The organism is Novosphingobium sp., from assembly GCF_027531025.1.
Lineage (GTDB): Bacteria > Pseudomonadota > Alphaproteobacteria > Sphingomonadales > Sphingomonadaceae > Novosphingobium.
The window spans coordinates 34,004-58,840 of sequence record NZ_JAPZQX010000006.1 but is presented as its reverse complement, the minus strand read 5'-3'; the positions used below and the strand labels follow the sequence as shown (position 1 = coordinate 58,840).

General features: G+C 65.8%; 18 protein-coding genes. 7 read left to right on the top strand and 11 right to left on the bottom strand.

Translation table 11 applies throughout. The features are described from left to right. The first annotated feature begins 4 nt into the window (after nucleotides 1–4). The gene (locus O9281_RS09980; protein WP_298185156.1) at nucleotides 5–2,104 is read left to right on the top strand and encodes a PQQ-dependent dehydrogenase, methanol/ethanol family; all 2,100 of its coding nucleotides are present in this window, start codon (nucleotides 5–7) and stop codon (nucleotides 2,102–2,104) included. Between the two features lie 62 nt (nucleotides 2,105–2,166). Here O9281_RS09980 and O9281_RS09975 read toward each other — a convergent pair whose 3' ends face one another. Next, nucleotides 2,167–2,412, bottom strand: a complete 246-nt coding sequence (locus O9281_RS09975; protein WP_298185154.1) for a DUF6356 family protein — start codon at nucleotides 2,410–2,412, stop codon at nucleotides 2,167–2,169. Nucleotides 2,413–2,514: 102 nt separating this feature from the next. Between O9281_RS09975 and O9281_RS09970 the strand changes: the two genes are divergently transcribed. Next, nucleotides 2,515–2,991 (top strand): Lrp/AsnC family transcriptional regulator, encoded by a 477-nt coding sequence (locus tag O9281_RS09970; protein WP_298185151.1) that lies wholly within the window; start codon nucleotides 2,515–2,517, stop codon nucleotides 2,989–2,991. A 6-nt stretch (nucleotides 2,992–2,997) separates the two neighbouring features. On the opposite strand, the gene O9281_RS09965 is transcribed toward O9281_RS09970, so the two are convergent. The 7 genes from O9281_RS09965 to O9281_RS09935 form a co-directional block, all read right to left on the bottom strand. Beyond that, complete coding sequence (locus O9281_RS09965) at nucleotides 2,998–3,915, bottom strand: alpha/beta hydrolase-fold protein (RefSeq protein ID WP_298185149.1); 918 nt, start codon at nucleotides 3,913–3,915, stop codon at nucleotides 2,998–3,000. Beyond that, nucleotides 3,915–5,963, bottom strand: a complete 2,049-nt coding sequence (locus tag O9281_RS09960; RefSeq protein ID WP_298185147.1) for a glycoside hydrolase family 97 protein — start codon at nucleotides 5,961–5,963, stop codon at nucleotides 3,915–3,917. The genes O9281_RS09965 and O9281_RS09960 overlap by 1 nt, the downstream gene beginning before the upstream one ends. Nucleotide 5,964: 1 nt before the next feature. After that, a complete protein-coding gene (locus tag O9281_RS09955) occupies nucleotides 5,965–7,602 on the bottom strand; it encodes an alpha-amylase family glycosyl hydrolase (protein WP_298185145.1) in 1,638 nt (545 codons plus the stop codon). Beyond that, nucleotides 7,599–9,434, bottom strand: a complete 1,836-nt coding sequence (locus O9281_RS09950; protein ID WP_298185142.1) for an alpha-amylase family glycosyl hydrolase — start codon at nucleotides 9,432–9,434, stop codon at nucleotides 7,599–7,601. Before O9281_RS09950 ends, O9281_RS09955 begins: the two co-directional genes overlap by 4 nt. Next, nucleotides 9,431–10,954, bottom strand: a complete 1,524-nt coding sequence (locus O9281_RS09945) for a tryptophan halogenase family protein (RefSeq protein ID WP_298185140.1) — start codon at nucleotides 10,952–10,954, stop codon at nucleotides 9,431–9,433. The genes O9281_RS09950 and O9281_RS09945 overlap by 4 nt, the downstream gene beginning before the upstream one ends. A gap of 184 nt (nucleotides 10,955–11,138) precedes the next feature. Next, nucleotides 11,139–13,919 (bottom strand): TonB-dependent receptor, encoded by a 2,781-nt coding sequence (locus tag O9281_RS09940; RefSeq protein WP_298185139.1) that lies wholly within the window; start codon nucleotides 13,917–13,919, stop codon nucleotides 11,139–11,141. A gap of 254 nt (nucleotides 13,920–14,173) precedes the next feature. Continuing rightward, nucleotides 14,174–14,650, bottom strand: coding sequence for a GFA family protein (locus O9281_RS09935; RefSeq protein ID WP_298185136.1), 477 nt, complete (start codon nucleotides 14,648–14,650; stop codon nucleotides 14,174–14,176). 354 nt (nucleotides 14,651–15,004) lie between these two features. Between O9281_RS09935 and O9281_RS09930 the strand changes: the two genes are divergently transcribed. Together O9281_RS09930 and O9281_RS09925 are read left to right on the top strand one after the other, a co-directional pair. Further along, nucleotides 15,005–16,039, top strand: coding sequence for a LacI family DNA-binding transcriptional regulator (locus tag O9281_RS09930; RefSeq protein WP_298185134.1), 1,035 nt, complete (start codon nucleotides 15,005–15,007; stop codon nucleotides 16,037–16,039). A 92-nt stretch (nucleotides 16,040–16,131) separates the two neighbouring features. Continuing rightward, nucleotides 16,132–17,622 carry an MFS transporter gene (locus O9281_RS09925; RefSeq protein WP_298185131.1) on the top strand — a complete coding sequence of 497 codons (1,491 nt, stop codon included), beginning with the start codon at nucleotides 16,132–16,134 and terminating at the stop codon, nucleotides 17,620–17,622. Here O9281_RS09925 and O9281_RS09920 read toward each other — a convergent pair. After that, the gene (locus O9281_RS09920; protein WP_298185130.1) at nucleotides 17,619–19,547 is read right to left on the bottom strand and encodes a TonB-dependent receptor; all 1,929 of its coding nucleotides are present in this window, start codon (nucleotides 19,545–19,547) and stop codon (nucleotides 17,619–17,621) included. The genes O9281_RS09925 and O9281_RS09920 overlap by 4 nt on opposite strands. A 120-nt stretch (nucleotides 19,548–19,667) precedes the next feature. Between O9281_RS09920 and O9281_RS09915 the strand changes: the two genes are divergently transcribed. The 3 genes from O9281_RS09915 to O9281_RS09905 are packed head-to-tail and all read left to right on the top strand — an operon-like array spanning nucleotide 19,668 to nucleotide 23,022. Then, nucleotides 19,668–21,143, top strand: a complete 1,476-nt coding sequence (locus O9281_RS09915; protein WP_298185129.1) for a glycosyltransferase family 39 protein — start codon at nucleotides 19,668–19,670, stop codon at nucleotides 21,141–21,143. Nucleotides 21,144–21,179: 36 nt separating this feature from the next. Beyond that, complete coding sequence (locus O9281_RS09910; protein ID WP_298185127.1) at nucleotides 21,180–21,542, top strand: permease; 363 nt, start codon at nucleotides 21,180–21,182, stop codon at nucleotides 21,540–21,542. Nucleotides 21,543–21,546: 4 nt separating this feature from the next. Continuing rightward, the gene (locus O9281_RS09905) at nucleotides 21,547–23,022 is read left to right on the top strand and encodes a UbiA family prenyltransferase (RefSeq protein WP_298185126.1); all 1,476 of its coding nucleotides are present in this window, start codon (nucleotides 21,547–21,549) and stop codon (nucleotides 23,020–23,022) included. Here the strand turns inward: O9281_RS09905 and O9281_RS09900 are convergent. Both O9281_RS09900 and hppD read right to left on the bottom strand, forming a co-directional pair. Continuing rightward, a complete protein-coding gene (locus tag O9281_RS09900) occupies nucleotides 23,019–23,576 on the bottom strand; it encodes a VOC family protein (protein ID WP_298185124.1) in 558 nt (185 codons plus the stop codon). The two genes, O9281_RS09905 and O9281_RS09900, sit on opposite strands and share 4 nt — an antisense overlap. Further along, nucleotides 23,573–24,661: a 4-hydroxyphenylpyruvate dioxygenase gene (gene hppD, locus O9281_RS09895; protein ID WP_298185123.1), complete on the bottom strand. Its 1,089-nt coding sequence runs from the start codon at nucleotides 24,659–24,661 to the stop codon at nucleotides 23,573–23,575. Before hppD ends, O9281_RS09900 begins: the two co-directional genes overlap by 4 nt. Nucleotides 24,662–24,837 lie beyond the last annotated feature (176 nt).

Sequence of the window (24,837 nt, the reverse complement as noted above, 5' to 3'; positions counted from 1 at the left end):
ATGGATGGGGATGCGTCTCAAGGTGCTTTTGCTGGCTGCCGCACTGCCGCTGGCGGCGTGCAAGCAACAGCCGAGTTCGGAACTGCCCGGCGCGGTCAATGCCGAGCGGATCGTGGCGGCCAATCCGGATGAATGGCTGTCCTATGGCCGCACCTATGACGAACAGCGCCACTCCCCGCTCGACCAGATCAACCAGTCGACCATCAAGGACCTGGGCCTGGCCTGGTTCGCCGATCTCGATACCTCGCGCGGCCAGGAAGCCACCCCGCTGGCCATCGACGGCAAAATCTACATCACCACGGCCTGGTCGAAGGCCAAGGCCTATGACGCCGAAACCGGCAAGCTCTTGTGGGAATACGATCCCAAGGTGCCGGGCGAACGCGCCGTGGCGGCCTGCTGTGACGTGGTGAACCGCGGCTTCGGCGCCTGGGGCGACAAGCTGTTCATGGGCACGCTGGATGGCCGGCTCGTGGCGCTTGACCGGGAAACCGGCAAGGAAGTGTGGAGCGTCGTCACGCTCGACCAGTCCAAGCCCTATACCATCACCGGCGCGCCGCGCGTGATCAACGGCATGGTGCTGATCGGCAACGGCGGCGCCGAAATGGGCGTGCGCGGCTTCCTGACCGCTTATGACGCCGATACCGGCAAGGAGCTGTGGCGGTTCTATTCGGTGCCGGATGCACCGGGCAAGAACACCGAACCCCACCTCAAGGCGGCCGAAGCCACCTGGAAGGGCGAATGGTGGAAGCAGGGCGGCGGCGGCACCATGTGGGATGCCATGGCCTATGACCCGGAGCTTGACCTGCTCTATGTCGGCGTGGGCAACGGGTCCCCGTGGAACCAGTATTTCCGCTCGGCGGGTGAGGGTGACAACCTCTACCTCTCCTCGATCGTCGCGCTGCGGCCCAAGACCGGCGAATATGTCTGGCACTTCCAGACCACGCCCGGCGAGACCTGGGACTATACCGCGACCCAGCACATCATGCTGGCCGACCTGACGATCGACGGGGCCAAGCGCAAAGTGCTGATGCAGGCGCCCAAGAACGGCTTCTTCTTCGTGATCGACCGCGAAACCGGCAAGCTGATCAGCGCGAAGAACTATGTGCCGGTCAACTGGGCGAGCGGGTTTGACCTCAAGACCGGCCGCCCGATCGAGAACCCGGATGCACGCTATTACCGCACCGGCAAGATGTGGCTGGGCACCCCCGGCCCGATCGGCGCGCACAACTGGCACCCGATGGCCTACAACCCCAAGACGGGCCTGGTTTACATTCCGGCGATCAACAACTCCTTCGCCTTCATCCACAATCCGAACTGGAAGCCCAACAAGCAGGGCTTCAACGTGGGGCTGGACCTGTCCTCGGGCATGCTGCCGGCCGACAAGGCGGCGCGCGCCGCGGCCAAGGCAGCGACCACGGGTGAACTGGTGGCCTGGGATCCGGTGGCACAGAAGGCCCGCTGGACCATCAAGTATCCGGGCGCCTGGAACGGCGGCCTGCTCTCGACCGGGGGCGATCTGCTGTTCCAGGGCAATATGGCGGGTGAATTCAACGCCTTCGATCCGGCCAACGGCAAGAAGCTGTGGACCTTCAACGCCCAGACCGGGATCGTGGCCCCGGCCTCGACCTTCCGGGTCAAGGGCCAGCAATATGTTGCGGTCCTCGCCGGCTGGGGTGGCGCCTGGCCGATCACCGCCGGCTACCTGTCCGAGCCCAACGGGCCGATCCGCAACCAGTCGCGTCTGCTGGTGTTCAAGCTGGGCGGCACGGCCAAGCTGCCCGACATGGATTCGGCTGCTCCGCCGCCACTCGATCCGCCCCCGTCGACCGGCACTCCGGCCCAGATCGCCGAAGGGCAGAAGCAGTTCGGCCAGTTCTGCGCGGTCTGCCACGGCGATGCGGCGATCGGCACCTCGCTCACCCGCGACCTGCGCCGCGCCGGTTCGCTGGGCGATGCCAAGATGTGGAACGACATCGTGATCGGCGGCGCGCTGAGCGCCAACGGCATGGTCAGCTGGAAGAACGAGCTGACCCCGCAGCAGTCCGAAGCGATCCGGCTCTACGTGATCAAGCGCGCCCACGAGGACAAGGCGCTGGGCAATTGATCGCCACGCCGCAAGGCTGAAACAAGGAACCGGTCCGGCCCAGCGCCGGGCCGGTTTTTTGTTCAGATCACGAAATCGAGGATCGCCGGCATCTGCTTGGTGCGGCGGTTTTCAACCATGCGTTCGTGCAGGGTGGAAATCTGCGCAGAGCCGGTCTTCACGAACAGAAACGGGAAAATGCCGTGAAGCAGGCAGGCGAACCCGCCCAGGATCATCCGGGCGCCAAAGCCCGTCGCCATGACCAGGTGCTCGCCATAGGTCTCGCCGACGCTGGCGGGGTGCTCGGTGAACAGTTCCTTCAATGCCATGGGATCGCCCTCCTTGTTGACGCAAGGATATGACGGTTACGATGCAAATTCATCACCCTTTTTATAGCCTAAAACCACATTATGTGATATTTCATCCCATCTATGGGCGATATTCTGCAACTTGATGCGATAGATTGGGCGATCCTCGGGGTCTTGCAGGCCGATGCCTCGCTGGCGGTGCAAGACGTGGGCGACCGGGTTGGCCTGTCGAGCAATGCCTGCTGGCGGCGGATCCGGCGGCTGGAGGACAGCGGGATCATTGCCCGCCGGGTGGCGCTGGTCGATCCGGCCAAGCTGGGCCTGGCAACCACGGTCTTCGTCTCGATCCGCACCAACCGGCACGATCCAAGCTGGCTGGAGGCCTTCTCACGCGGGGTGGCGGCCATCGACGAGATCGTCGAATGCCACCGCATGGCCGGCGATGTCGATTACCTGCTCAAGCTGGTGGTGCGCGATATCGCCCATTACGACCGGATCTATCGCAAGCTGATCGCCGCAATCCCCGATCTGGCCGATGTCAGTTCCGCCTTCTCGATGGAGCGGATGAAGGCGACCACCGCCCTGCCCCGCCCGACCTGAGCTGCGCTAGCGCTGCTTCGCCAGCAGCCAGCCGAACACTTCGGGCAGGCGCCGCGCCCAGGCGTTTTCCTCGTGCTCGGCCCCTTCGTAGACCCGGCTTTCCCAGTCGGTGCCCTTCTCCCAGCCGCGCGCCGCGATCCGCGCGTCGATCGCCTGCTGATAGGGCGCATAGAAGGCATCGAGCGTGGCCGTGCCGTGATCGAGCCACAACCGCCGCCCGACCGGACGGCCGAGCCGCTGGTCGAACCAGCTCTCCCACAGGCGGATCAGCTCGGGGTTCGCCTCGCCCACCACGCGCGGATCGGCGGCGGGCCAGTGCGAGGACACGCAGCCCGCCCGGCCATAGACCTCCGGCCGCTCCAGAAAGGCATAGCAGCTCATCAGCCCGCCCATGCTCGATCCGACAATTGCCGTCTCGTCGCGCCCCGGCCGGGTGCGGAAGCTGACATCGACCCATTGCTTGAGCGGGCCTGCCAGCCAGTCGAGGTAAGCCTTGCTCACCACCGGCCCCTCGATCATCGCGTCCATCGTCGCGCGCGGGGTGCCGCTGGCCGCCTGGTAGACCGACTGCGGCAGGTACTGGCGATAGCGGTCCCGGCCCAGGGCCCAGACGCCAACGATGATGTGCGGCTCCACCTGGCCGCTGCGCATCGCCGCCAGCATCGCCTTGTCGGCTGCCCAGACCTTGTTGAAATTGCTCTTGGCCGGATCGAACAGGTTGTGCCCGTCATGCATGTAGAGCACCGGGTAACGGCGATTGTCCCGGTCATAGCCCGGCGGCAGCCAGATCGAGAGCCGCTGCACCGGAAGGCCAGCCGCCTCGACCCGCTCGTACTCCAGGAACCGCCCGGCATCCTCGGCCGCCAGCGCCGGAGCGGCCAGCAGCGCGCCGATCAGCGCCAGCAGGCCGCCCAGCAGCCGCATCACTTCACCGGCACAAGGCGGATCGCAAAGCCGCCGCCCGGTGCGATCTTCAGGCTGAGGCTGTCGGCGCTGGTCAGCACCTTGTTCTCGATCACGATCGAGTGGCGCTTGTCGGTGCGGTAATCGGCATCGTCGCCATCGCGATAGATTTCGGCCCGATAGCGCTTGCCGGGGGTCAGGAAGTCGAGCTTGAAGGACAGGCTGCGGGCTTCCTCATCGCCCACCGCGCCGACATACCAGCCCTCGCCGCCGCGCTCCTTGCGGGCGATGGTGACATAGTCGCCGATCTCGCCATTGAGCACGCGGGTATCCTGCCAGTCGGTCGGCACATCGCGGATGAACTTCATCGGCGCGGGATACTTGGCATAGTTCTCGGGCGTATCGGCCACCATCTGCACCGGCGAATAGATCACCACGTAAAGCGCCAGCTGCTTGGCAATGGTCGAAAGGATCGCGCTGCCGCGTTCACCCTCAAGGCTGAGAATGCCGGGGGTGAAATCCATCGGCCCTTCGAGCATCCGGGTGAAGACGATGTTGGCTTCATGCTCGGGCGGGTTCTTGCCGCCCCAGGCATTGTACTCCATCCCGCGCATCCCCTCGCGCGCGACCCAGTTGGGATAGGTCCGGTGCAGGCCCGTGCCCTTGACTGGTTCGTGGCTGTCAAAGGCAATCCGGTGCTTGTAGGCGGTCTCGGCCACGCGGACGAAGTGGTTGGTCATCCACTGGCTCTCAAGCCATTCGCGATACTTGGTCCCATCGGGATCGACCCGCTCAAGCTGCCCGGCGTCAGTCACATAACCGGTCTTGACCACCATCATCCCGTACTTGGCGGCGAAGGCAAAGCTGCGGTCCAGCTGGTTTTCGTAATGGGTTACCGCCCCGCCCGTCTCGTGGTGGCCAACCAGCCGGACGCCCTTCTTCTTCGCATAGGCGGCCAGCATGGCGATATCGAAGTCCTCGGTCGGCTTGGTGAAGTCCATGTCACAGCCATTGCCGAACCAGTCACCATCCCAGCCCACGTTCCAGCCTTCGACCAGCACATCGGGGATGCCATTGGCAGCGGCGAAATCGATGTAGCGCTTGACGTTCGCGTTGGTCGCGCCGTGCTTCGGCCCGCGCGCCCATGACCATTCGCCCTTGATCATGTTCCACCACACCCCGGCAAACTTGCCCGGCTTGAACCAGCTCATGTCACCCAGCTTGTTGGGTTCGTTGAGGTTCAGCATCAGGTGGCTGTGATAGATGCCGGGGGCATCGTCGGCGATGATCAGGGTGCGCCAGGGGGTGGACCAGGCGCCGGTCTTCTGCACCTTGGGCTCGCCCGCGCCGGGGGTCAGGTTGGCGCGCAGCGTGGTGCCTTCGGTACGGGTCACATTCATGCCCGCATAGTCGACCAGCGCCGCCTCGTGCAGCGCGACATGGGTACCATCGGCCAGCCTGATCGTGATCGGCGTCGCGGCGGTCGAAACCGCGGAGAGCCCGGTCTTGTTGTAGAGATACTCCTCGCGGTTCCACAGATAGGCCGGCTTCCACCAGGCCGTGCCATCCTGGGCGAAGGCGAACTCGGTCAGCTCGTCGGCCACCCTGGTCTTCGCCATGTTCGGCTGCTGCGGGAACTCGTAGCGGAAGCCGAGACCGTCCTCATAGAGCCGAAAGGTGACGGTAAAGACCCGCGCCAGCGCGGTCGTCTCCTTCAGGTGGACCTTGAATTCGCGATAGCGGTTGCGGATCTGCGCCCATTCGCCCCAGGGCTGGGTCCAGGTCTCGTCGAAATCGCGCTGCTCGGTGCTGGTGATGGTCAGGCGGCGGTCGATCTTGGCGACATCGGTGAACAGGAAGCCCAGCCGCGACGGCGCGATGATCGCCTTGCCCTTGCGGGTCACGGCATAGGCCGCGCGGCCATCGCCATCGATCGAGACCGCAACGCTGACCGCGCCATCGGGCGAGGTGGCCGTGACCGGCGGGGATTGCTGCGCCAGTGCCGGCACGGCGGCCAGGGCCAGGCCCAGGCCCAGCCCCAGGCCCAGCGCGAGATGCAAAGATTTCATGTCAGGTCGTCTCCCGGACCAGGATGGCGGCGAAGGCAGGCAGGCGGCCAGGCTCTGCCCCGTTCACCGCGAAGATAGTCTCGCCGGTGGTCGCCAGGCCCTGTGGCCAGGCCGCTTCCGCCGCCGAAAGGTTGAACATGGCGATCAGGCTTTCCCCCTCTGCCACGCGGCGCAGCACCAGCCGACTCTCGTCAGCCAGCACCACTTCGCAGGCCCCGCTCCGCAGCGCCGGATGCGCCTTGCGCAGCGCGATCAGCTGGCGGGTGAGGTTGAGGAGCGAGGCCGGATCGGCTTCCTGCCGATCAATCGCGCGGGCCATGTTTTCCTCGCCCAGCGGCAGCCATGGCGCGCTGCTGGCGGTAAACCCGCCCTGCTCGCTCTGCGCCTGCCACGGCAGCGGGGTGCGCGCGCCATCGCGGGCCAGGGTCAGCGGCCAGTTGGCAATCGCTTCGGGATCCTGGAGCTGTTCGAAGGGAATTTCGACCTGGGTCAGCCCCAGCTCCTCACCCTGGTAGACGATGATGTTTCCGCGCAGCGCCGCCAGCAGCACGGCCTTGAGCCGGGCAAAGGCTTCCCGGTGCTCAGGGGCGCACCAGCGCGACAGCGCGCGCGGCGCATCGTGGTTTTCGAAGGCCCAGCTGGGCCAGCCGATGCCCGGCGCGTCAGGCCACTGGCCCAGCGCCCGCTTGACGACCTCCGGGGTCAGCCGGTCAGCATAGAGGAAATCGAAGCCATAGGCGCTGTTCAGCCGGGCATCGCCGCTGGTGAACAGCTTCATCTCGCGGTCGGCATCCTTGCCGCCCACTTCGGCAACGGTGAAGATCCCGTCATAGCTGTCGGTCAGCGCGCGGATCCGCTCGATGAAGGCCGGGATGTCGGCGTGCGACTGGTTGTAGAGCCGCTGCTGGAAATCGAACGGGCGGGTGCGCGGCTTGCCATCGGGCTGGGCCGGCGGATTATCGCGCAGCTGCGGATCGTGCATGGCGAAGTTCAGCGCATCGAGCCGGAAGCCATCGACCCCCCGATCCAACCAGAACCGCGCCACGTCCAGCAGGGCATCCTGCACCGCGGGCAGGTGGCAGTTGAGCTGCGGCTGGCTGGAAAGGAAATTGTGCAGGTAATACTGCCCGCGCCGCGCGTCCCAGGTCCAGGCCGGGCCGCCGAAGACCGATTGCCAGTTGGTGGGCGGCGAACCATCGGCCTTGGGATCGGCCCAGACATACCAGTCCGCCTTCGGATTATCCCGGCTGGCGCGGCTTTCGACGAACCAGGCATGCTGATCGGACGTGTGCGAATAGACCTGGTCGATCGTCACCCGCAGGCCCAGCGCATGGGCACGGGCCACCAGGGCATCGAAATCGGCGAGCGTGCCGAAGATCGGATCGACCCCGCAATAATCGGCCACGTCATAGCCGAAATCGGCCATCGGCGAGGTGAAGAACGGCGAAATCCAGATCGCATCGACCCCGAGGCTGGCGACATAGTCCAGTCGCTGGGTGATCCCCGGCAGGTCACCAATGCCATCGCCATTGGCATCGCGGAAGCTGCGCGGATAGATCTGGTAGATCGCCGCGCCGCGCCACCATTCCTGGCCGACACGCTCAAGGCCGGAAGCGGCAGTCCGGGTCAGGCGGTTCATTTCGATCTCACATTCCATTCTTTGGCGGCGCAGACGGCATAGCCCAGCGGCGGCAGAGTGATGGTCAGGCTGCCGGGTGCATCGGCGGCGAGCGCGCATTGCCCGGCCAGCGGGCTGAAGGTCAGGCTGCGCGGCTCGATCGCGATCCGCTGGGTGACGGGCTGGTTCGAGGTGTTGAAGGCCACCACCACTTCCTGCCCGGTTTCCGGATCGATCCGCGAGACGGCGTAAAGCCCCGGCTTGTCCGAGAAGGCGCGGCTGATTGTCGCCCCGGCATAAAGCGCGGGGGTGGCCTTGCGGACTTCGGCGAGGGTCGCGATCTGGCGATAGAGCGGGTGGCCCCGATCGAAGTTCGCTTGCGCGGTGGTGGCATCGGTGCCGATCAGGTCGTTGTCGTTGTAGACCGCGACCTTCGAAGGGAACATGTTCTCGCGCGCCAGCTGGTCGTTGCCGTCCGAAACGAAGCCCTGCTCGTCCCCGTAATAGATCACCGGCACGCCGCGCAGGGTCATCAGCATGGCATGGCCCAGCATGGTCCGCGCCAGCAGCTCGTCCTGCGAAATGCCGGGGTTGGCCTGCTTCACGAACATCGAGAAGCGGCCGAAATCGTGATTGCCGAGGAACGTCGGCAGGTTGAGCGCGCCCGCCTCACCACCCTGGTAGAGCGCGTCATCCTCGAACAGGCGGGCCAGCACGTCGGTTCCGGCCTTGCCCGATACGACCCGCTGCGCGGCAGCGGCGAAGGCCATGTCGAGGTTGGAAGGCAGGTCCGCGATCCGGGTCCAGCGCGCCAGCAGCGCGGGATCGACATCCTGCGTCGCCACTTCGCCGAAGATGTGGAAGTTGGGGATGCCCTTGTCCTTCGCCACCTTGAGCATGGCCGGCACGAAAGCGCGCCAGAATTCGGGGTTCACATGCTTGGCGGTGTCGATCCGGAAGCCGTCGATGCCGAAGCGTTCGATCCAGCTGGCATAGATTTCGATCATGCCCGAAATCACGCGCGGATGCTGGGTCGCCAGGTCATCCAGCCCCACGAAATCGCCATAAACCGCGCTTTCGCCGACCCAGTGCGTATCGCCGCGGTTGTGGTAGTAGATCGGATCGTTGAGCCAGGCCGGGACTTTCACGGTCTCCTCGCCCTTGGGGACATAGGGGGTATAGGCCCAGGTCGGATCGGTCAGCTTCGCCCAGTTATCAGGATGCGGATCGCTGTCGCCGTTGAAGCCCGGATTGATCGGCGCGCCCGTCACCCCGCCGCGCCGCGAATAGGGATAGTTCGCGTTGTCACGATAGCGATAGCCGTTGGCATCGCCATCGCGGTAACGGATCACATCGGCCGTGTGGTTGGCGATGATGTCCATGTAGACTTTCATGCCGCGCGCATGGGCGGCATCGACGAAGGCCTTGAAATCATCGTTGGTGCCGAAATGCGGATCGACCTGGGTGAAGTCGGTCACCCAGTAGCCATGATAGCCCGCGCTTTCATCGCCCTTCGGCCCCTGGACCGGCTTGTTCTTGAAGATCGGGGCGAACCAGATCGCGGTCGCGCCCAGGCCCTGGATATAGTCAAGCCGCGCGGTCAGTCCTTTCAGGTCGCCGCCGTGATAGAAGCCCTTGTGGGTGGGATCGAAGCCGTGCTGCAGCCGGTCACCCTTGATCCCGCCGGTATCGTTCTTCGGATCGCCGTTTTCGAACCGGTCGGGCAGAACGAAGTAGACGATCTCCTCGTTCGGCGCGCGGGCGCGCAGATCGGCCTTGGGATCGGATGCCTGGGCCGCCAGCGGAGCGCATAGCGCCAGTGCGGCAAGCGAAGTGGCAAGCGAACGGATCATGCGGCGGCTCCAGTTGCGGCGGCTCCAGTTGCGGCAGGCGGCGCTGTCACCAGCGCGGCAAGGTAATCGATATGCTGCGGCAGCGGGCGGACCAGGTCGATCGCGCCCCGTTCAACGCCTTCGAGGAACCGGCCAAGGTCGGCCTCGCTCAGGGCGTCGGCGATCGGGTTCCAACTGGCCGGTTCCAGCCCTTGGCCCGCCATGACCTGCAGCCAGCCAACCTCGGTGAACAGCTCGTCAGCGCTGGGCTGGATCACGCAGGCCGCCTGGAATTCCTCGATCCGGGCCTTGAGGCTGTCGGGGATTTCCATGTTGCGGCAGTGATCCCAGAACGGTTCGCCATGCCGCTGGTTGGCCCAGTAATGCAGGATCAGGAAATCGCGGATCCGCTCGAATTCAAGGGCCGCGCGGCGGTTGAAGCCATCGCGCACGGCATCGTCCACCGGCCCGCCGGGCAGCACGGTCAGGAAGCGGGTGATCGTGGACTGGATCAGGTGGATCGAGGTGGACTCAAGCGGCTCCATGAAGCCACTCGACAGCCCCACGGCCAGCACATTGCGGTCCCAGAACTTGCGGCGGCGGCCCGTGACGAAGCGCAGCGGGCGCGGATCGGCCTGGGCGGGGGCATCGAGGTTGGCGAGCAGCGTAGCGGTCGCCTCGTCGTCGGAAATGAACTCGCTGCAATAGACATGGCCATTGCCGATCCGGTGCTGGAGCGGGATGCGCCATTGCCACCCGGCAGTCCGGGCGGTGGAGCGGGTATAGGGCGTGAAGTCTCCCGCCGCGGCGCAAGGCACGGCCACGGCCCGGTCGCATAGCAGCCAGTGGCGCCAGTCCTCGTAGCCCGCGCCCAATTCCTGTTCGATCAGCAGGCCGCGAAAGCCCGAGCAGTCGATGAAGAAATCGCCCGCGATTGCGCGCCCATCATCGGTCCGCACGGCGGCGATATCGCCGTTCTCCGCGCGCTCGACGCTGGCAATGGTGCCTTCATGGCGGATCACCCCACGCGCTTCGGCGTAGCGACGCAGGTAGGCGGCATAGAGCCCGGCGTCGAAATGATAGGCATAGGGCATCGCCCCGCCACCCGCCGGCTGGCCCATCCGACCAGTGCGGGCGGCCAGTTCGTTGGGGGAATAGTGCGCCAGCGGCTTGGCCAGGCCCAGCTTGCGCCCCCGCGCCCAGTAATGGCGGAACGGCAGCAGCCCTAGCTGGCGGCCGACCTCGCCAAAGGCATGCATGTAGGAATGACCCGGCTTCAGCCAGCCGGCAAATTCGATCCCCAGCTTGAACGAGCCCATCGTCTCGCGCAGGAATTCGCCTTCATCGAGACCGAGCGCCTCGTTGAACAGCATGATCGCCGGGATCGTTGCCTCGCCCACGCCGACCGTGCCGATGGCCTCGCTTTCGATCAGGGTGATGCGGTGCCCCGGCGGGGCAAAGCGGGCCAGGGCGGCGGCGCTCATCCACCCGGCGGTTCCGCCGCCGACGATCACGATGTGGAATTGCCGATCCACCTGCATGTGCCATCTCCGCGCGCCAACCATTCGCGCGATATCAGTACCCGGCCAAACTCGCCAATCAGGCGGGGATCGACGGAGTTCCGGCAGTGCGAACCATCACCGGAACCCCGTGTCCCCCCTCATGGACTTGTCAACTTGCCTGTCAGGCATGGCCGACCGGATTGCGCCGGCCGGCCAGGGCTGATCAGAACTTGTAGATGAAGCCAGCCAGGAAGCGGCTACCATAGGTCTGGTAGTCGATGACCTGGCGCGCATCGCCCGGGTTGCTGGTGACGAACGGCTCGTTGGTCAGGTTCTGGCCCTGGATGTAGAGCGAGAGCCCCTCCAGCGCGCTGCCTTCCTGGAAGTCATAACCGATCTGCGCGTCGAAGATCGTTTCCGGTGCGGCCCGGCGACGGACGCGGTTGGCCGCGAAGCCCGAGACTTCACCCACGAAGGTCGACCGGTACCGGATCGAGCCGCGGACGTTGAAGCCATTCTTTTCGAAGAACAGGGTGCCGTTGGCGACCCACTTCGAATAGCCCGGCAGGTCTTCCGCCGGCGCGCCCGGATTCGGCTTGATCTTGGTTTCGGTGTAGGAAACACCGCCGGTGATACCGAAGCCCGACAGCGCCTGGCTGAAGGTTTCGAACGGCAGGGTCCCGGCCAGTTCAAGACCATAGAGCTCGCCGCCCTTGCCGTTGATCGGGACATTCAGCACCGCATTGGGCGAGATCGTCACGTTGGCCTGGTTCGGCGGGGTCAGCACCAGGTCCGAGGTGGGGATCACCACGTCCTGGTTGTACACGTAGCTCTTCAGGTCCTTGTAGAACAGCTGCAGCGCGATGTAACCCTTTGTACCGAAGTACTTTTCGAAGGTCAGATCGATCGCGTTGGCGCGCCAGGGGCGCAGCGCCGGATTGCCCGAACCACCCGTCACGTTGGCAATGAAGTTGCCCGGAACGGTGGGGTTGGGGGTGATGGTATACCCGAAGCTCAACGAGTTCTTCATGTCGTCCATGCGCGGACGAATGATCTGACGGCCCGCTGCGAAACGGATTACCAGGTCGCTCGGGAAGCGCAGCGACAGGTTCAGGCTGGGCAGCACGTCGGTGTAGCGGTTGGTATCCGACTGGGTGCGTGCACCGATGTTGGGCGCGCCGTTCGGCAGGGTGCCAAGGAACACCGCAGAGGCCCCGACCGACTGCTGTTCGGTGAAGTTGGCCTGGACGCCGATGTTGCCGGTCAGGTCAGCCGAACCGAGCGTGCCCTTGAGGTTGGCCTGGATGTACGGGGTGAAGATCTTTTCCTTCACCGAATAGCTCTTCACCACCACGTCGCCATAGGCGTTAGGCACCAGCTTGTAGATCCCGGCATCGAGCAGGGCAAGCGGGTTGTAGCTGATCATCGGACCAAGGCCGAGGAACGACAGGTTGGTGGTGCCAAGCCGGAACTGGCTGGGCACGGCCACGCTGGTGGTGCCATTGGTATTGGCGGTCAGGCCCAGGAAGTATTCATCCGGCACCAGCGCCTTGGAACGGTCGGTGTAGTTGCCGCCCAGCTGGACGCTGGAGATGAACCCGTCGAGTTCCTTCGAGACTTCGGCGCGGATCTGCCAGATCTCGTCCTTGATGATCCGGTCGTTGTAATAGCCGTCCTGGCCGCCGACGATCGAGGTGCCGTTCGGCGCGATCTGGGTGCCGCCCCAGCCCTGCGGGCTGGTCAGCAGGATCAGGTTGTAATCGCTGTAGTTCAGCGTCGGCGCAAAGACGGTGCCATTGGTCCCGCTGGTGAAGCGGATCGTGTCGGTGGCGCCCAGCGCCCCGCGACCGGTGCCCGAATAGCTCTCGATGTTCAGCTCGTTGCGGTCGGTCTTCGAGTAGGACAGGTCGAGCAGGGCGTTCCAGCCATCGTCGCCTTCGTACTTGTTGTTCCAGCCGAAGCTGTAGAGCTTGGCATTGCGCTGGAACACGTCGTTGCGGACCACGCCCTTGACGCCGTTGAACTGGCCGGCGGTGACGAAGCCGCCGCTGCGGGTGGTGTTCGAAAGCGTCGCGGCCGACCAGTAGAGCGGCAATTCGATGCCGCGCTTGATCTGGTCATCCTTGAAATCGGTGTAGAAGGCGTCGAGCGTGGTGGTGAAGTTGGCCGAAGGCTTCCACTGCAGCGTGCCGTTGAGGCCCAGGCGGGTCAGCTGGGTGCTGGTGGCATAGGACTTCGAGCCGCCGATCACGGCCGAACCGGCATCGCTGGGATAGCCCCAGGCGTTGAACTCCTGGATGTGATAGGGCTCGTCGACATAGGACACGCCCAGCGCGATCCCCACGGTGTCGTCGGCGAACTGATCGACATAGAGCGCATTGGCGCGATAGCCGAAGTCCTTCGAGCCGGCGTTCAGCTTGCCGAGATCGGCATAGGAGCCGCGGGCACCGATGGTGATGATCTGCTTGCCGGCATCAAGCGGCCGGATCGTGCGCATGTCGACCGTGCCCGACAGGCCCTGGCCGATCAGCGAGGCCATCGGCGACTTGAAGACGTTGACCTGGCTGACGACTTCCGAGGGATACTGGTCGTATTCGACGGCGCGATTGTCACCGGTCGAGGTCTGTTCGCGACCATTGAGCAGGGTGGTCGAGAAGTCCGGGGCAAAACCACGGATCGAGATCGAGTTCGAGCGGCCCGACAGGCGCTGCGAAGTAAGGCCCGGCAGACGCGCGATCGATTCGGCGATCGAGGCATCGGGCAGCTTGCCGATGTCTTCGGCCGCGATCGATTCGACGATCACTTCCGAGGTCTTCTTCTTGTTGACGGCGGTTTCCAGCGAGGCGCGGAAACCGGTCACGACGATCGCGCCATCGGCAACAGCGGCTTCATCCTGCGGCGCGGCGTCCTGTGCGTTGGCGGTGCCGGAAACGGCGATGGTGGAAATTGCCAGTGCGATGGCCGAAACCCCACGGCCACCAGCGAAACGGGTGCGAAGTGCCACGATTCTCTCTCCCTAAACCACTCCGGCAGGTCCAGTCCCCCCGGCGTTTGCCCCTTCAGAATCGGGATGCAGCAAGCACTCCCAGCTCCTGTGGAGCGCCTCAGATACGGGCGCAGGGCCGCTTGCAGGAAGATGGCATACGTATACGCATTGTATGCAGAGGTCGTACCGTGGCCTGCAGGCCACAGTCACTAAGGTGCAGTATAGTATTGCTTTAAAATGTATTTATTGAGATATCTGAGGAGCACCAACAGCTATTGCCGGGGCACTTTCGCGCCCGCTTCGGGCAGGATCATCCAGTCCTGCGCCGATTGGGTCCACAGATGGACCGTCGGGGCCAGGCCCGAAGTATCATCGAGCGTACCCGCCTTGATGAAGGTCATGCCCTGGGCATCCATCGCCAGGATCACGCTGATCAGCGGAGAGCCGCACTGACCGCAGAACTGGCGCTCCAGCGCATTGCCGCTGTCCCCGGCATCGGTGTAGCTCGTGAGCTCGCCGGTCAGTTCCAGGTCAGCCTTGCGGACCATGGCGATCACGGAAATCGCCGAGCCGGATTGCTTCTGGCAATGGGTACACTGGCAGGTCATCACCTGCAGCGGGGGCCAGGCCACCTTGTAGCGGACCTGCCCGCACAGACACCCGCCTTCGCGCTGCTCTTCGCTCATCCCCAGCCCTCCCTCGCCCGCCCCAACCGGGGTGCGGCCAATGCTCTCGGGCGCAGATGGCACGATCCGCCCGCCGGATGTCAAGCAATCGCCGCAGCGACCGGCAGCATGCAGAGTTCTGATCGGGAGAGCGCCCTGGGTCCCGATCGCAGCGAAGCAGTTTGTAGCCCGGGGTGGCTGGGTTGGGCCGCTCTGCTGCGATCGGGCAGTCTGGGTGACTGACCGGCGTTCGAGTGGTTGGTCCCGAAGCCGGCATGGCTGAACTAGGCTCTTCTTTCGCATCCCGAAAGCTACGGCAATGTACCGGTGCCTGATTGCAACTGATCGAGGCCCAGTTGGCGATTGCCGCTGGCCAGTGCGGCGGCTATCCTGCGCGCCGATCCCGGATCTCAAAGCATAACGGGGCGGGGAGAGAACATGGGCCGCAAGCCGTCGAACAAGCCGACGAGCTTTGATATCGCTTACTTGGCCGGGGTTTCGCAACCCACAGTCAGCCGGGCGCTGCGTGGCTCGCGCTCGGTCAGCCTGGCCACGCGCCAGCGGATCGAGCAGATCGCCCGCGAGCTGAACTATTCGGTCGACAAGAACGCGTCCTCGCTGCGCTCACAGCGGTCCAACACCATCGCCCTGTTGTTCTTCGAAGACCCGACGCCCGACGGGGCCAATATCAACCCGTTCTTCCTGGCCATGCTGGGCGCGATCACGCGGGCCACGGCCAACCGCGGGCTGGACCTGCTGATCTCGTTCCAGAAGATGGAGGATGACTGGCACACCCGCTACCAGGACAGCCACCGCGCCGACGGGCTGATCCTGCTCGGTTATGGCGATTACACGCTGTACGAGCAGCGGCTGAACGACCTGGTCGCGGCGGGCACCCAGTTCGTGCGCTGGGGTTCGGTCCGCGATGACAATATCGGCACCACCGTGGGGTCCGGCAATGTCGCCGCCGGGCGACTGGCGGGCGAACACCTGCTGGGCCTGGGGAGGCAACGGATCGCCTTCCTGGGCCAGGCGGACGAACACTATCCCGAATTCGCCGACCGCTATCACGGGTTGAACGAGGCCCTGGCGGCGGTCGGCATTGCCGCCGATCCGGCCTTGCAGGCCGATGCCCTGAGCAGCGAGGAACAGGGCCGCGCCGCGCTGCGCCGCCTGCTTGAGCGCGGGGCGGAATTCGACGCCGTGTTTGCCGCCAGCGACCTGATCGCGATCGGCGCGATGCGCGCCCTGGCCGAGGCCGGACGCTCGGTGCCGGGCGACGTGGCTGTCGTCGGCTTTGACGATATCCCCGCCGCCAGCCTGACCAGCCCGCCGCTGACCACCGTGCAGCAGGACCTCGTTGCGGCCGGGGAACTGCTGGTCGAAACGCTGGCCGAGCAGATCGAGGGCCGCGACAGCCGCAACCGCCGCCTGGCCCCCAAGCTGATCGTGCGGGCCAGCACCACCGGCTAGGCCGCGCCCGCGTTACGTATTCGTATGCGGCTTGCCTGCCCGCGCCGACCATGCCAGCCCTGATGGGATAAAGACGGGGAGAGAGGCGCGCCATGGAAAAACCGCGGCAGAACTGGGCCGGGCTGTTCAACATCAGCTTCGGTTTCTTCGGCATCCAGATCGGCTTCGCGTTGCAGAACGCGAACATGAGCCGCATTTTCCAGACCCTGGGCAGCGCAATCGACGACCTGCCCTGGCTGTGGGCCGCAGCTCCGCTGACCGGGCTGTTGGTCCAGCCGATCATCGGCCACCTGTCCGACCGGACCTGGCTGGGGCGGCTCGGGCGGCGGCGGCCGTATTTCGTGCTGGGGGCGGTCCTCGCGGGTCTCTCGCTGTTCGCCATGCCGCTGTCCGATGCGCTGCTGATCGCCGCGCTGTTGCTGTGGGTGCTGGACGCCAGCCTCAACATCTCGATGGAGCCGTTCCGGGCCTTCGTGGGCGACATGCTGCGCAAGGACCAGCACACCGCAGGCTATGCCGTGCAGACCGCATTCATCGGCGCGGGCGCGGTGGTGGGTTCTCTGTTCCCGCCGTTCATGGAATGGCTGGGCGTGTCCAATGTCGCACCGCCGGGGGAAATCCCCGATACGGTGCGCTATGCCTTCTGGTGCGGCGGGCTGGCGCTGGTGGTGGCGGTGATGTGGACCGTGGTGACCACGCATGAATACTCGCCAGAGGAAATGCGCGCTTTTGGCGATAGTGCCGAGGCTGCGGCCCAGCCCGCCACCGATCTGGCCACGCGCAGCAGCAGCGGTCCGTTTTGGTGGATCGCGGCCGGCGGCATGCTGGCGCTGGCGACCGAGGAATGGGGGCTGGAGAAGGAGATCTACCTCCTGGCCCTCTTGCTGATCGGCTATGGCCTGATCAGCCATATTGCCATCCGCCTGGCCCGGGCCGGACGCAGTGCCAACATGCTGACCAGCATCGTCGGCGACTTCTCCGGCATGCCCGACATCATGAAGCGGCTGGCCCTGGTCCAGTTCTTCAGCTGGTCGGCGCTGTTCATCATGTGGATCAACACCACCGCCATCGTCGCCCAGCGCTATTTCGGTTCGACCGATCCGGCCAGCGCCGAATTCCAGGCTGGCGGGAACTGGGTGGGCTGGCTGTTCGCGGTCTACAACGGGGTGGCGGCGATCGCGGCCCTGACCCTCCTGCCGCTGCTCTCGCGCCGGTTCGGCAAGGTGCGCACCCACGTGTTCGGCCTGCTCTGCGGAGCGGCGGGCTATGCCAGCTTCTTCTTCATGCCCAGCGCCGAGTGGCTGATCGTCAGCGAGATCGGCGTGGGCATCGCCTGGGCATCGATCCTGGCCATGCCCTATGCGATCCTGGCAAGCAGCCTGCCGCAGGCCAAGCTCGGCATCTTCATGGGGCTGTTCAACGTCTTCGTGGTGGTCCCGCAATTGCTGGTCGCCACGGTCATGGGTTCGATCATGAAGGCCTTCTTCCCTGATCAGCCGATCTGGACCATGGCCTTTGCCGCTGGGGCGCTGGTGCTGGCGGCTGCGGCAATGTTGCGCGTGAAAGTGCCGGGCGAGGTTTAGAAATCCGCCACCAGTTGGAGCGTGACCGTGCGCGGGTTGGAATAGGTGAAGCCGCCCGATGCGTTCACGTTCCAGCCGTATTCGTTGAACGCATTGAGCAGCACCGGGCGTAGCAGCCAGGTGCCGCCGGCCGCCTTGAAGCGATAGCGCGCGCCGAGATTGAGCGTCGCGCGCGGCGGCGCGACTAGCGTGTTGGCGGCATTGCCCATCCGGCTCGACACGCTTTCCACCGTGGCATCGAACGACAACGCCCCGCGCCCCGCATCCAGACGCCAGTCGAGCGTGGCGATCGAGCGGCGGCGGATCTGGCCGACCGGGCGCGGGCCGATCAGGCCGCTGTCGATCGCTTCGCCGCTGATCCGCGGATCGAGGAACATCGAGCCGCCGACGATGGTCAGCCCCGGCGCAAGCTGGCCGGTCAGTGACACCTCGATCCCGCGATTGGTCAGCGTGCCAAGCTGGCGATAGCGCAGCGCCGGATCGAGATTATAGTAGGGCTTGCGGATCGAGAAGGCCCCGGCGATCATCGTCAAGCGCGGGGTGATCGCCCAGCGCGCGCCGGCCTCGACCTGGCTCGTGCGGATCGCCGGCGGCGCTTCTGACCGGTTGGTGGCAATATCGGGGGCCACCAGGGCTTCCTCCTGCCCGCGCGTGTACCCGGCATAGACCGACAGCCCGCGCGCGACATGGACCGACCCCGCCACGTTCAGCAGCAGCGGATTGTCGCGCGTGACCGGATCGGACAGCGCCGCATCGGCAAAGTCCAGCGCCTTGCGGTAACGGCTTTTCGAGATCCCGACATCAAGGCTGAAGCGCTGCGGCGCGACCATCGACCAGGCCAAGCCGCCGGTAATCTGGCGCACCTCGTCGCGGTTCTTCGCGCCCTGGATCCAGACCGGTTCGGCGCGCAGATCGGGGCGCAGGATGGTCGAGGTCCCAAGCGTGAGGACGCGGCCTCCGCCGAATTCGCGGTTGCGCGAACGCCCCCGCACACTGGCCACGAGCCGATGGTTGACCGTGGTGCCAATCCATTCCTTGACCAGCCGCGCCTCGCCCGACCACGAGCCATCGTAATTGTCGCGCTCGGCAATGATCCGGCGCGTGGCAACCGAACCATCGGCGGCCACGCCCCGCATCAGGTCGGCATAGACGCTGTGCTGATCGCGGGCGGAATAGAACAGCCCGGCTTCCAGCTTGAGGCCCAGCAACGGCGTTTTGACGATCGCCCCGCCGGTCCACAGGTCCTGATTTCGCCCGGCCCAGGGCTGGCTTAGATCGATCCCGCGCTCGATCCTGGGGGGCGGGCTGGTGCCGTCCGGATAGTAGATCGGCCGCAGTTCGTCCGAGCGGTAAATGAAGTCGCCGACGAACAGCAGCACCTCGGTCTCCGCCTGCGGACGCCATGCCGCGGTCAGGCCGACGGGCCGATAAAGGCTTTGCCCGCCCTCGAAGCGGGTGGCGTTGCGGAACCCGATGCCGCCGGAAATCCCGAACGAGCCATCGCCGAACGGCTGCTTGAACTCGACCGAACCGCCCGGCCCGATCGAGAAGGACGAACCGTATTCCAGGTTCACGCTGTAACTGGCGTCCTTGCCCGGCTTGGTCAGGCTGTAATCGACCAGCCCGGTCGGCGCGGGGAACGGATAACGCAGCGCCGCAGCCCCGACCCGAATCGTGCTGCCATCGATGATCCGCGTCGAAATCCGGTCGACCTGGTCGAAGTAGAGCCCCTCGAGCCGGGCATTGCCAGCATCGACCGGGTTGAACCCGCGCACCTCTTCGCTGTTGTAAAGCCCGGTCTTTTCATTGCCGACCGACCGTCCGAAGGCATCGCTTGACTGGGTCGCCGCATTCTCGCCCGCGCGCTGGGCAAGGGCCGGGGTCGAACCCAGCAGAATGGCCGCGATTGGGCCAGAAAGGGACAAGACTGAGCAGCGCACTGACGCGCACTTAGAGATATTCGCCGGATCGAAAAGCCCAAACCGATTCCGGCGCGGGTCCGGACATGCCTGATGCGGTTGCGGCCTTGTCAATGCTCACCGGGCTTGCCATCCATCGCCCTGACCCTGCCCGGAGCCGCCGTGCCGACCGATCCGCCTGCCCAGCTGCTGCCCCGGACCGCCCCGCGCCTGCTGCGGCTGGCCGATGGCGTGCTGCTGGGCGGGCTGGCGCTGATCACCCTGGCGGCAACCGCGGTGCTGACCGTTGCACTGTACGAACGCTTCAATGCCTTCTCGCTCGCCGCGCTGGTGGTCTGGCTGCTGGCCATGACGCTGATCGCGCGCCAGGCCGTAGCCGGGCGGATCGACTGGCGGGCCTTGTTCGCCCTGGTCCTGCTCTCGCTGCTGATGCGCTGGTGGTCGGTGCAACTGACCATGGAGGTCGAACTGCGCGTCGATCCCATGAATTACACCAACCTGGCCACGGCGGTGCTGGATGGGCGCGGGCTGATCGTCGACGACGTGCAATATGGCCGCGATCTGCGCGCCTATTTCCCGCCGCTCTATCCGCTGCTGCTGGCGGGGTGGTGGGCCCTGTTCGGCGTTTCCGCCTGGGCAACGCTGGCGATGAACACCCTAACCGATGCGATCGCCGCCTGGGCCCTTGCCGACACGGGACGGCGACTGGGCAACCGGGCGGCAGGACTGCTGGCGGGGCTGGCCTATTTCGCCTGGCCGGCCTTTGCCCTGGGGGCTGGCCTGCCGCAGAAGGAGGCGCTGACCGTCCTGCTGGGCGTATTGCTGCTGCGCGGGCTGGTGATCTGGCTCAATGCCGATGCGGCCGGCGCGCGGCGCTGGCGGCATGGGCTGTGGCTGGGGCTGTGGTGGGGAATGCTGGCGCTGACCCAGGCCGGGCTGGCGGTCGCGCCGGCTTTCATCGCGCTGGTGCTGATCTGGCAGCGCGGCTTTGCGGCCACGCTGCGACTGGGCTTGACCGCCCTGCCCGCGCTGCTGGCCGTGCTGCTGCCGTGGTGGCTGCGCAACTGGCTGGTCTTCGGCGCTTTCGTGCCGCTGACCACGGCTTCGGGCTTCATGGCCAATTCGGCGCTGGTCCACATCCGCGCGCCATTCCCGCCCGGCATCTTCGACCTGCCCGAGCCGGAACGGTCAAAGGTGATGGGCGAACTGGCACGCGGCATCCTGCTTGGGAACCCGGTCTGCGCGGCGGGGGAATATGCCCGCTCGATGGCCAGGGGCTTCGCCTTTGAAGAGGCCTCGCTGGCCCGCTATCGCCACACCGTGCCCGCCATCAGCGCAGACAACCACGCCCGGCTGGAAGTAATGCTGCAGGGCAGCTGGGCCACATTGCTGGCATCCGCCACGCTGGCTACCTGGGCCCGGCTGCGGCGCGGCCTGACCGATCCCGTCGCGCTCTATACCCTGGCGCTGCTCGCGGCGATCGGCCTGACCAACGTGTGGTTCGAATTCGGCGAGCGCCACCGCCTGATCCTGACCCCGTTCCTGCTGCTCCTGGCTGCGGGCTTCTGGACCGGCTGGCTGAAGCGAAAAGCACAGCGTTAACGCGGTCTTGACCAGCGCGGGGCTATGCCTGCGGCCATGTCGCTCCGCCTGTTCCTGCTGATCCTCGCCTCGGTCGCGCTCTCCGCGCTGGCCCAGCTTGCGCTCAAGACCGGGACGACCGCGGCTGCGCGCAGCCGGGGCGTGGGCGGGGAGCTGCTGGCGCTGGCCCAGTCCCCCTTCGTGATCGGGGGCCTTGCGCTCTATGCGCTGGGTGCAGTGGTGTGGCTGTTCGTGCTGGCCCGTGCGCCGCTGTCGCTGGCCTATCCCTTTGTCGGGCTGGGCTTCATCTTCACCATGCTGGCTGGCGCGCTGGTGCTGGGCGAACAGGTTACCCCGGTCCGGATTGCCGGCACGTTGCTGATCGCGGCGGGCTGCGTGCTGGTGGCGCGTTCGGCCTGATCCGATGACCGTGCACCAGCCCATCAGCGCTGCTAGGCGCGCTGCCCCGGCCCAGCCGGTTCCGCTGTTCATCGATGTCGACGGTACGCTGTTGCGGGCGGATATCAGCCTCGAAAGCTTCGTCCGCGTCGCCCGCTCGGGCCTGTTGCTGGCCCTGCGGCTGATCCTGGCCCTGCTTCAAGGCCGGGCCGCAGCCAAGACCTTTGCCGCCCGGCACGATCCCGTCCGGCCCGATCGCCTGCCCTTTCGTGCCGAAGTTCTGGACCTGATTGCCGCGGCGAAGGCCGAAGGCCGCCCGGTGATCCTGGCCAGCGCCAGCCATTGGCGCCCGGTTGCGGCCATCGCCCGCCATCTGGGCCTGACCGATCCGGTGATCGCCAGCACGCGCCGCCACAACCTGAAAGGCCGGGCCAAGCTTTCGGCGATCCGTGCGCGGATCGGTAACGAAGCACCATTCGACTATGTGGGCGATAGCGCCGCTGACCGCCCGCTGTGGGCCGCTGCCCGGCAGGGCTGGACGCTGGGCCTGTTGCCCGATGATGGCAGCGCCGCGCGGCTCGGCCCGCCCCCGCCCGGCCAGTTCGGCACCCTGGTAAAGGCGCTGCGCCCGCACCAGTGGGCCAAGAACGCGCTGGTGCTGGTCCCGCTGCTGATGTCCGGGCAGTTCCTCGATCCCGTGCTGGTCGCCAAGGCTGTCGTTGCCGCAGTAGCCATGTCGGCCATCGCCTCGGCGATCTACCTGATCAACGATCTGCTCGATATCGATGCCGATCGCATGCATCGCACCAAGCGCCTGCGCCCGCTGGCCCATGGCGATCTTTCGATCCCGGCAGCGCTGGGCTGGTCGGTGGTGCTGGGCCTGGGCGGGCTGGCAGCGGGCTGGCTGACCGGCGGCGCAACGCTGACCGGCTGGCTGCTGGCCTATGTCGCCCTGTCGCTGGCCTATTCGTTGCGCCTGAAGGCGGCGATGGTGGCCGATGCCATTGCGCTGGCCATGCTCTATACCATCCGGATCTGGATCGGCGGGGCGGCCGTGGGCGTGGCGATCAGCTATTGGCTGGCGCTGTTCTCGATCTTCCTGTTCCTGAGCCTGGCTTACCTGAAGCGTTATATCGAGATCCAGGGCAGCACCGATCCCGCCCAGCTGGTCAAGGGGCGTGGCTATGTCGGCGGCGATCTCGATCTGGTCATGGCCTCGGGCGTGGCCGCGGGGATGGTGGCGATCCTGGTCCTGGCCCTGTTCGCCCATGACCCGGCGACGATGCAGAACTATGCCGCGCCCGACCTGCTCATGCTGGCCTGCCTGCCGCTGCTCTACTGGCTGAACCGCGTCTGGCTGATGGCCCGGCGCGGCGAGGTGGAGGGCGATCCGGTAGCCTTCGCGATCCGCGACCGGCGCAGCCTGGCGCTGGGCGCCATGATTGGCGCGATCTTCCTTGCCGCGCTGGTCGGCCCGGAACCGCTGCTCGAACGGATTTAGGAGTCGCCGCGCTCGGCCGGGTCCTCGTGGAGCCAGGCGGCATGGCGCGGGGCGCGCTTCGTTTCGGCCCAGTCATGCAGCATGGCCGGAGCCACTGCGGCAAGCTCGGCATACTGATCGGGCGTGCCGATATCGCAGGCCAGCTCCAGCCGGTGGCCGTTGGGATCGAAGAAATAGATCGAGCGGAAGATGCCGTGATAGGTCGGCCCCAGCACTTCGATCCCCAGGCTTTCGATATGGGCCTTGGCCGCCAGCAGCGCGTCCAGATCGGCCACCTTGAAGGCCAGGTGCTGGACCCAGGCCGGGGTAGCGGGATCCTTGCCCATTTCCGGCTGGTTCGGCAGCTCGAAGAAGGCCAGGACATTGCCGCCCCCGCAATCGAGGAACACGTGCATGTAGGGATCGAATTCCCCGGTCGAGGGCACATGGTCCTCGGCAAAGGCCGTGGTGTAACGCATGCCGAGCACGCGCTGGTACCATTCCACCGTCTCCTTCGCGTCGCGGCAGCGATAGGCGACGTGGTGGATGCGTTCGAGCTTTGGCACGGCGGTCATTCGGCGGCTCCTTCAACCTGCAGCGCGCCGCGGCGGATCTGGTCGGCCTCGATCGACTTGAACAGGGCGGTGAAGTTGCCCTCACCAAAGCCCTCGTCCTTCTTGCGCTGGATGAATTCGAAGAACACCGGCCCGATCATGGTCTGGCTGAAGATCTGCAGCAGCAGGCGCGGATCGTTGTTCTCGGTCGAGCCATCGAGCAGGATGCCGCGCGATTGCAGCTCGCCGACCGGCTCGCCGTGACCGGGCAGGCGCTCGTCGAGCATCTCGTAATAGGTCGCCGGCGGTGCGGGCGCGAAGGGCGTGCCCAGGGCCTTGAGCCGGTCCCAGACGGCGTAAAGATCGTCGCAGGCAAAGGCGATGTGCTGGATCCCCTCGCCGTTGTAGGCGCGCAGGTATTCCTCGATCTGGCCGCCGCCCCCGGCGCCTTCCTCGTTCAGCGGAATGCGGATCTTGCCATCGGGCGCGGTCATCGCCTTGCTGGTGAGGCCGGTATATTCGCCCTTGATGTCGAAATAGCGGATCTCGCGGAAACCGGCGATCCGCTCATAGAACGAGGCCCAGTGGGCCATGCGCCCGCCATAGACGTTGTGGGTCAGGTGATCGATCAGCTGAAGGCCCGTGCCGACCGGGTGGCGATCGACGCCGGGGTGGTAGACAAAGTCGATGTCATAGATCGACAGGTCTTCCCCATAGCGGTCGATCAGGTAGATCATGGAGCCGCCGATGCCGCGGAAAGCGGGCAGGCGCAGTTCCATAACCCCGGTGCGACTTTCGACCGGCTCGGCCCCGCGCTCGATCGCCTCGGCATAGGCCTTGGCTGCATCGCGCACCCGCCAGCCCATCCCGCAGGCCGAAGGACCGTGTTCCTGGGCAAAGTACCAGGCCGGGCTCTTCGGCTCGTAGTTGGCGATCAGGTTGATGTCGCCCTGGCGCCACAGCGTCACGTCCTTGGACCGGTGGCGGGCGATCTCGGTAAAGCCCATCGCGGCAAAGACCGGCTCCAGCACGCCCTTTTCCGGCGCGCAGAATTCGACGAATTCGAACCCGTCGAGGCCCAGCGGGTTTTCGAAAAGGTCGGCCATGGGCAGCAAGCTCCTGTCGCGGATTTCAGTTTCAGTTGAAACTAAATCCGCAAGGGTCAGGAGTCAAGGATTCGCGGGCTCCCCCCCAACACTCCGTTCGCCCTGAGCTTGTCGAAGGGCCGTCCTCTTCTTGCGGGCGCGGTGACATGTTCAAGAAGAAGAGCGGTGCTTCGACA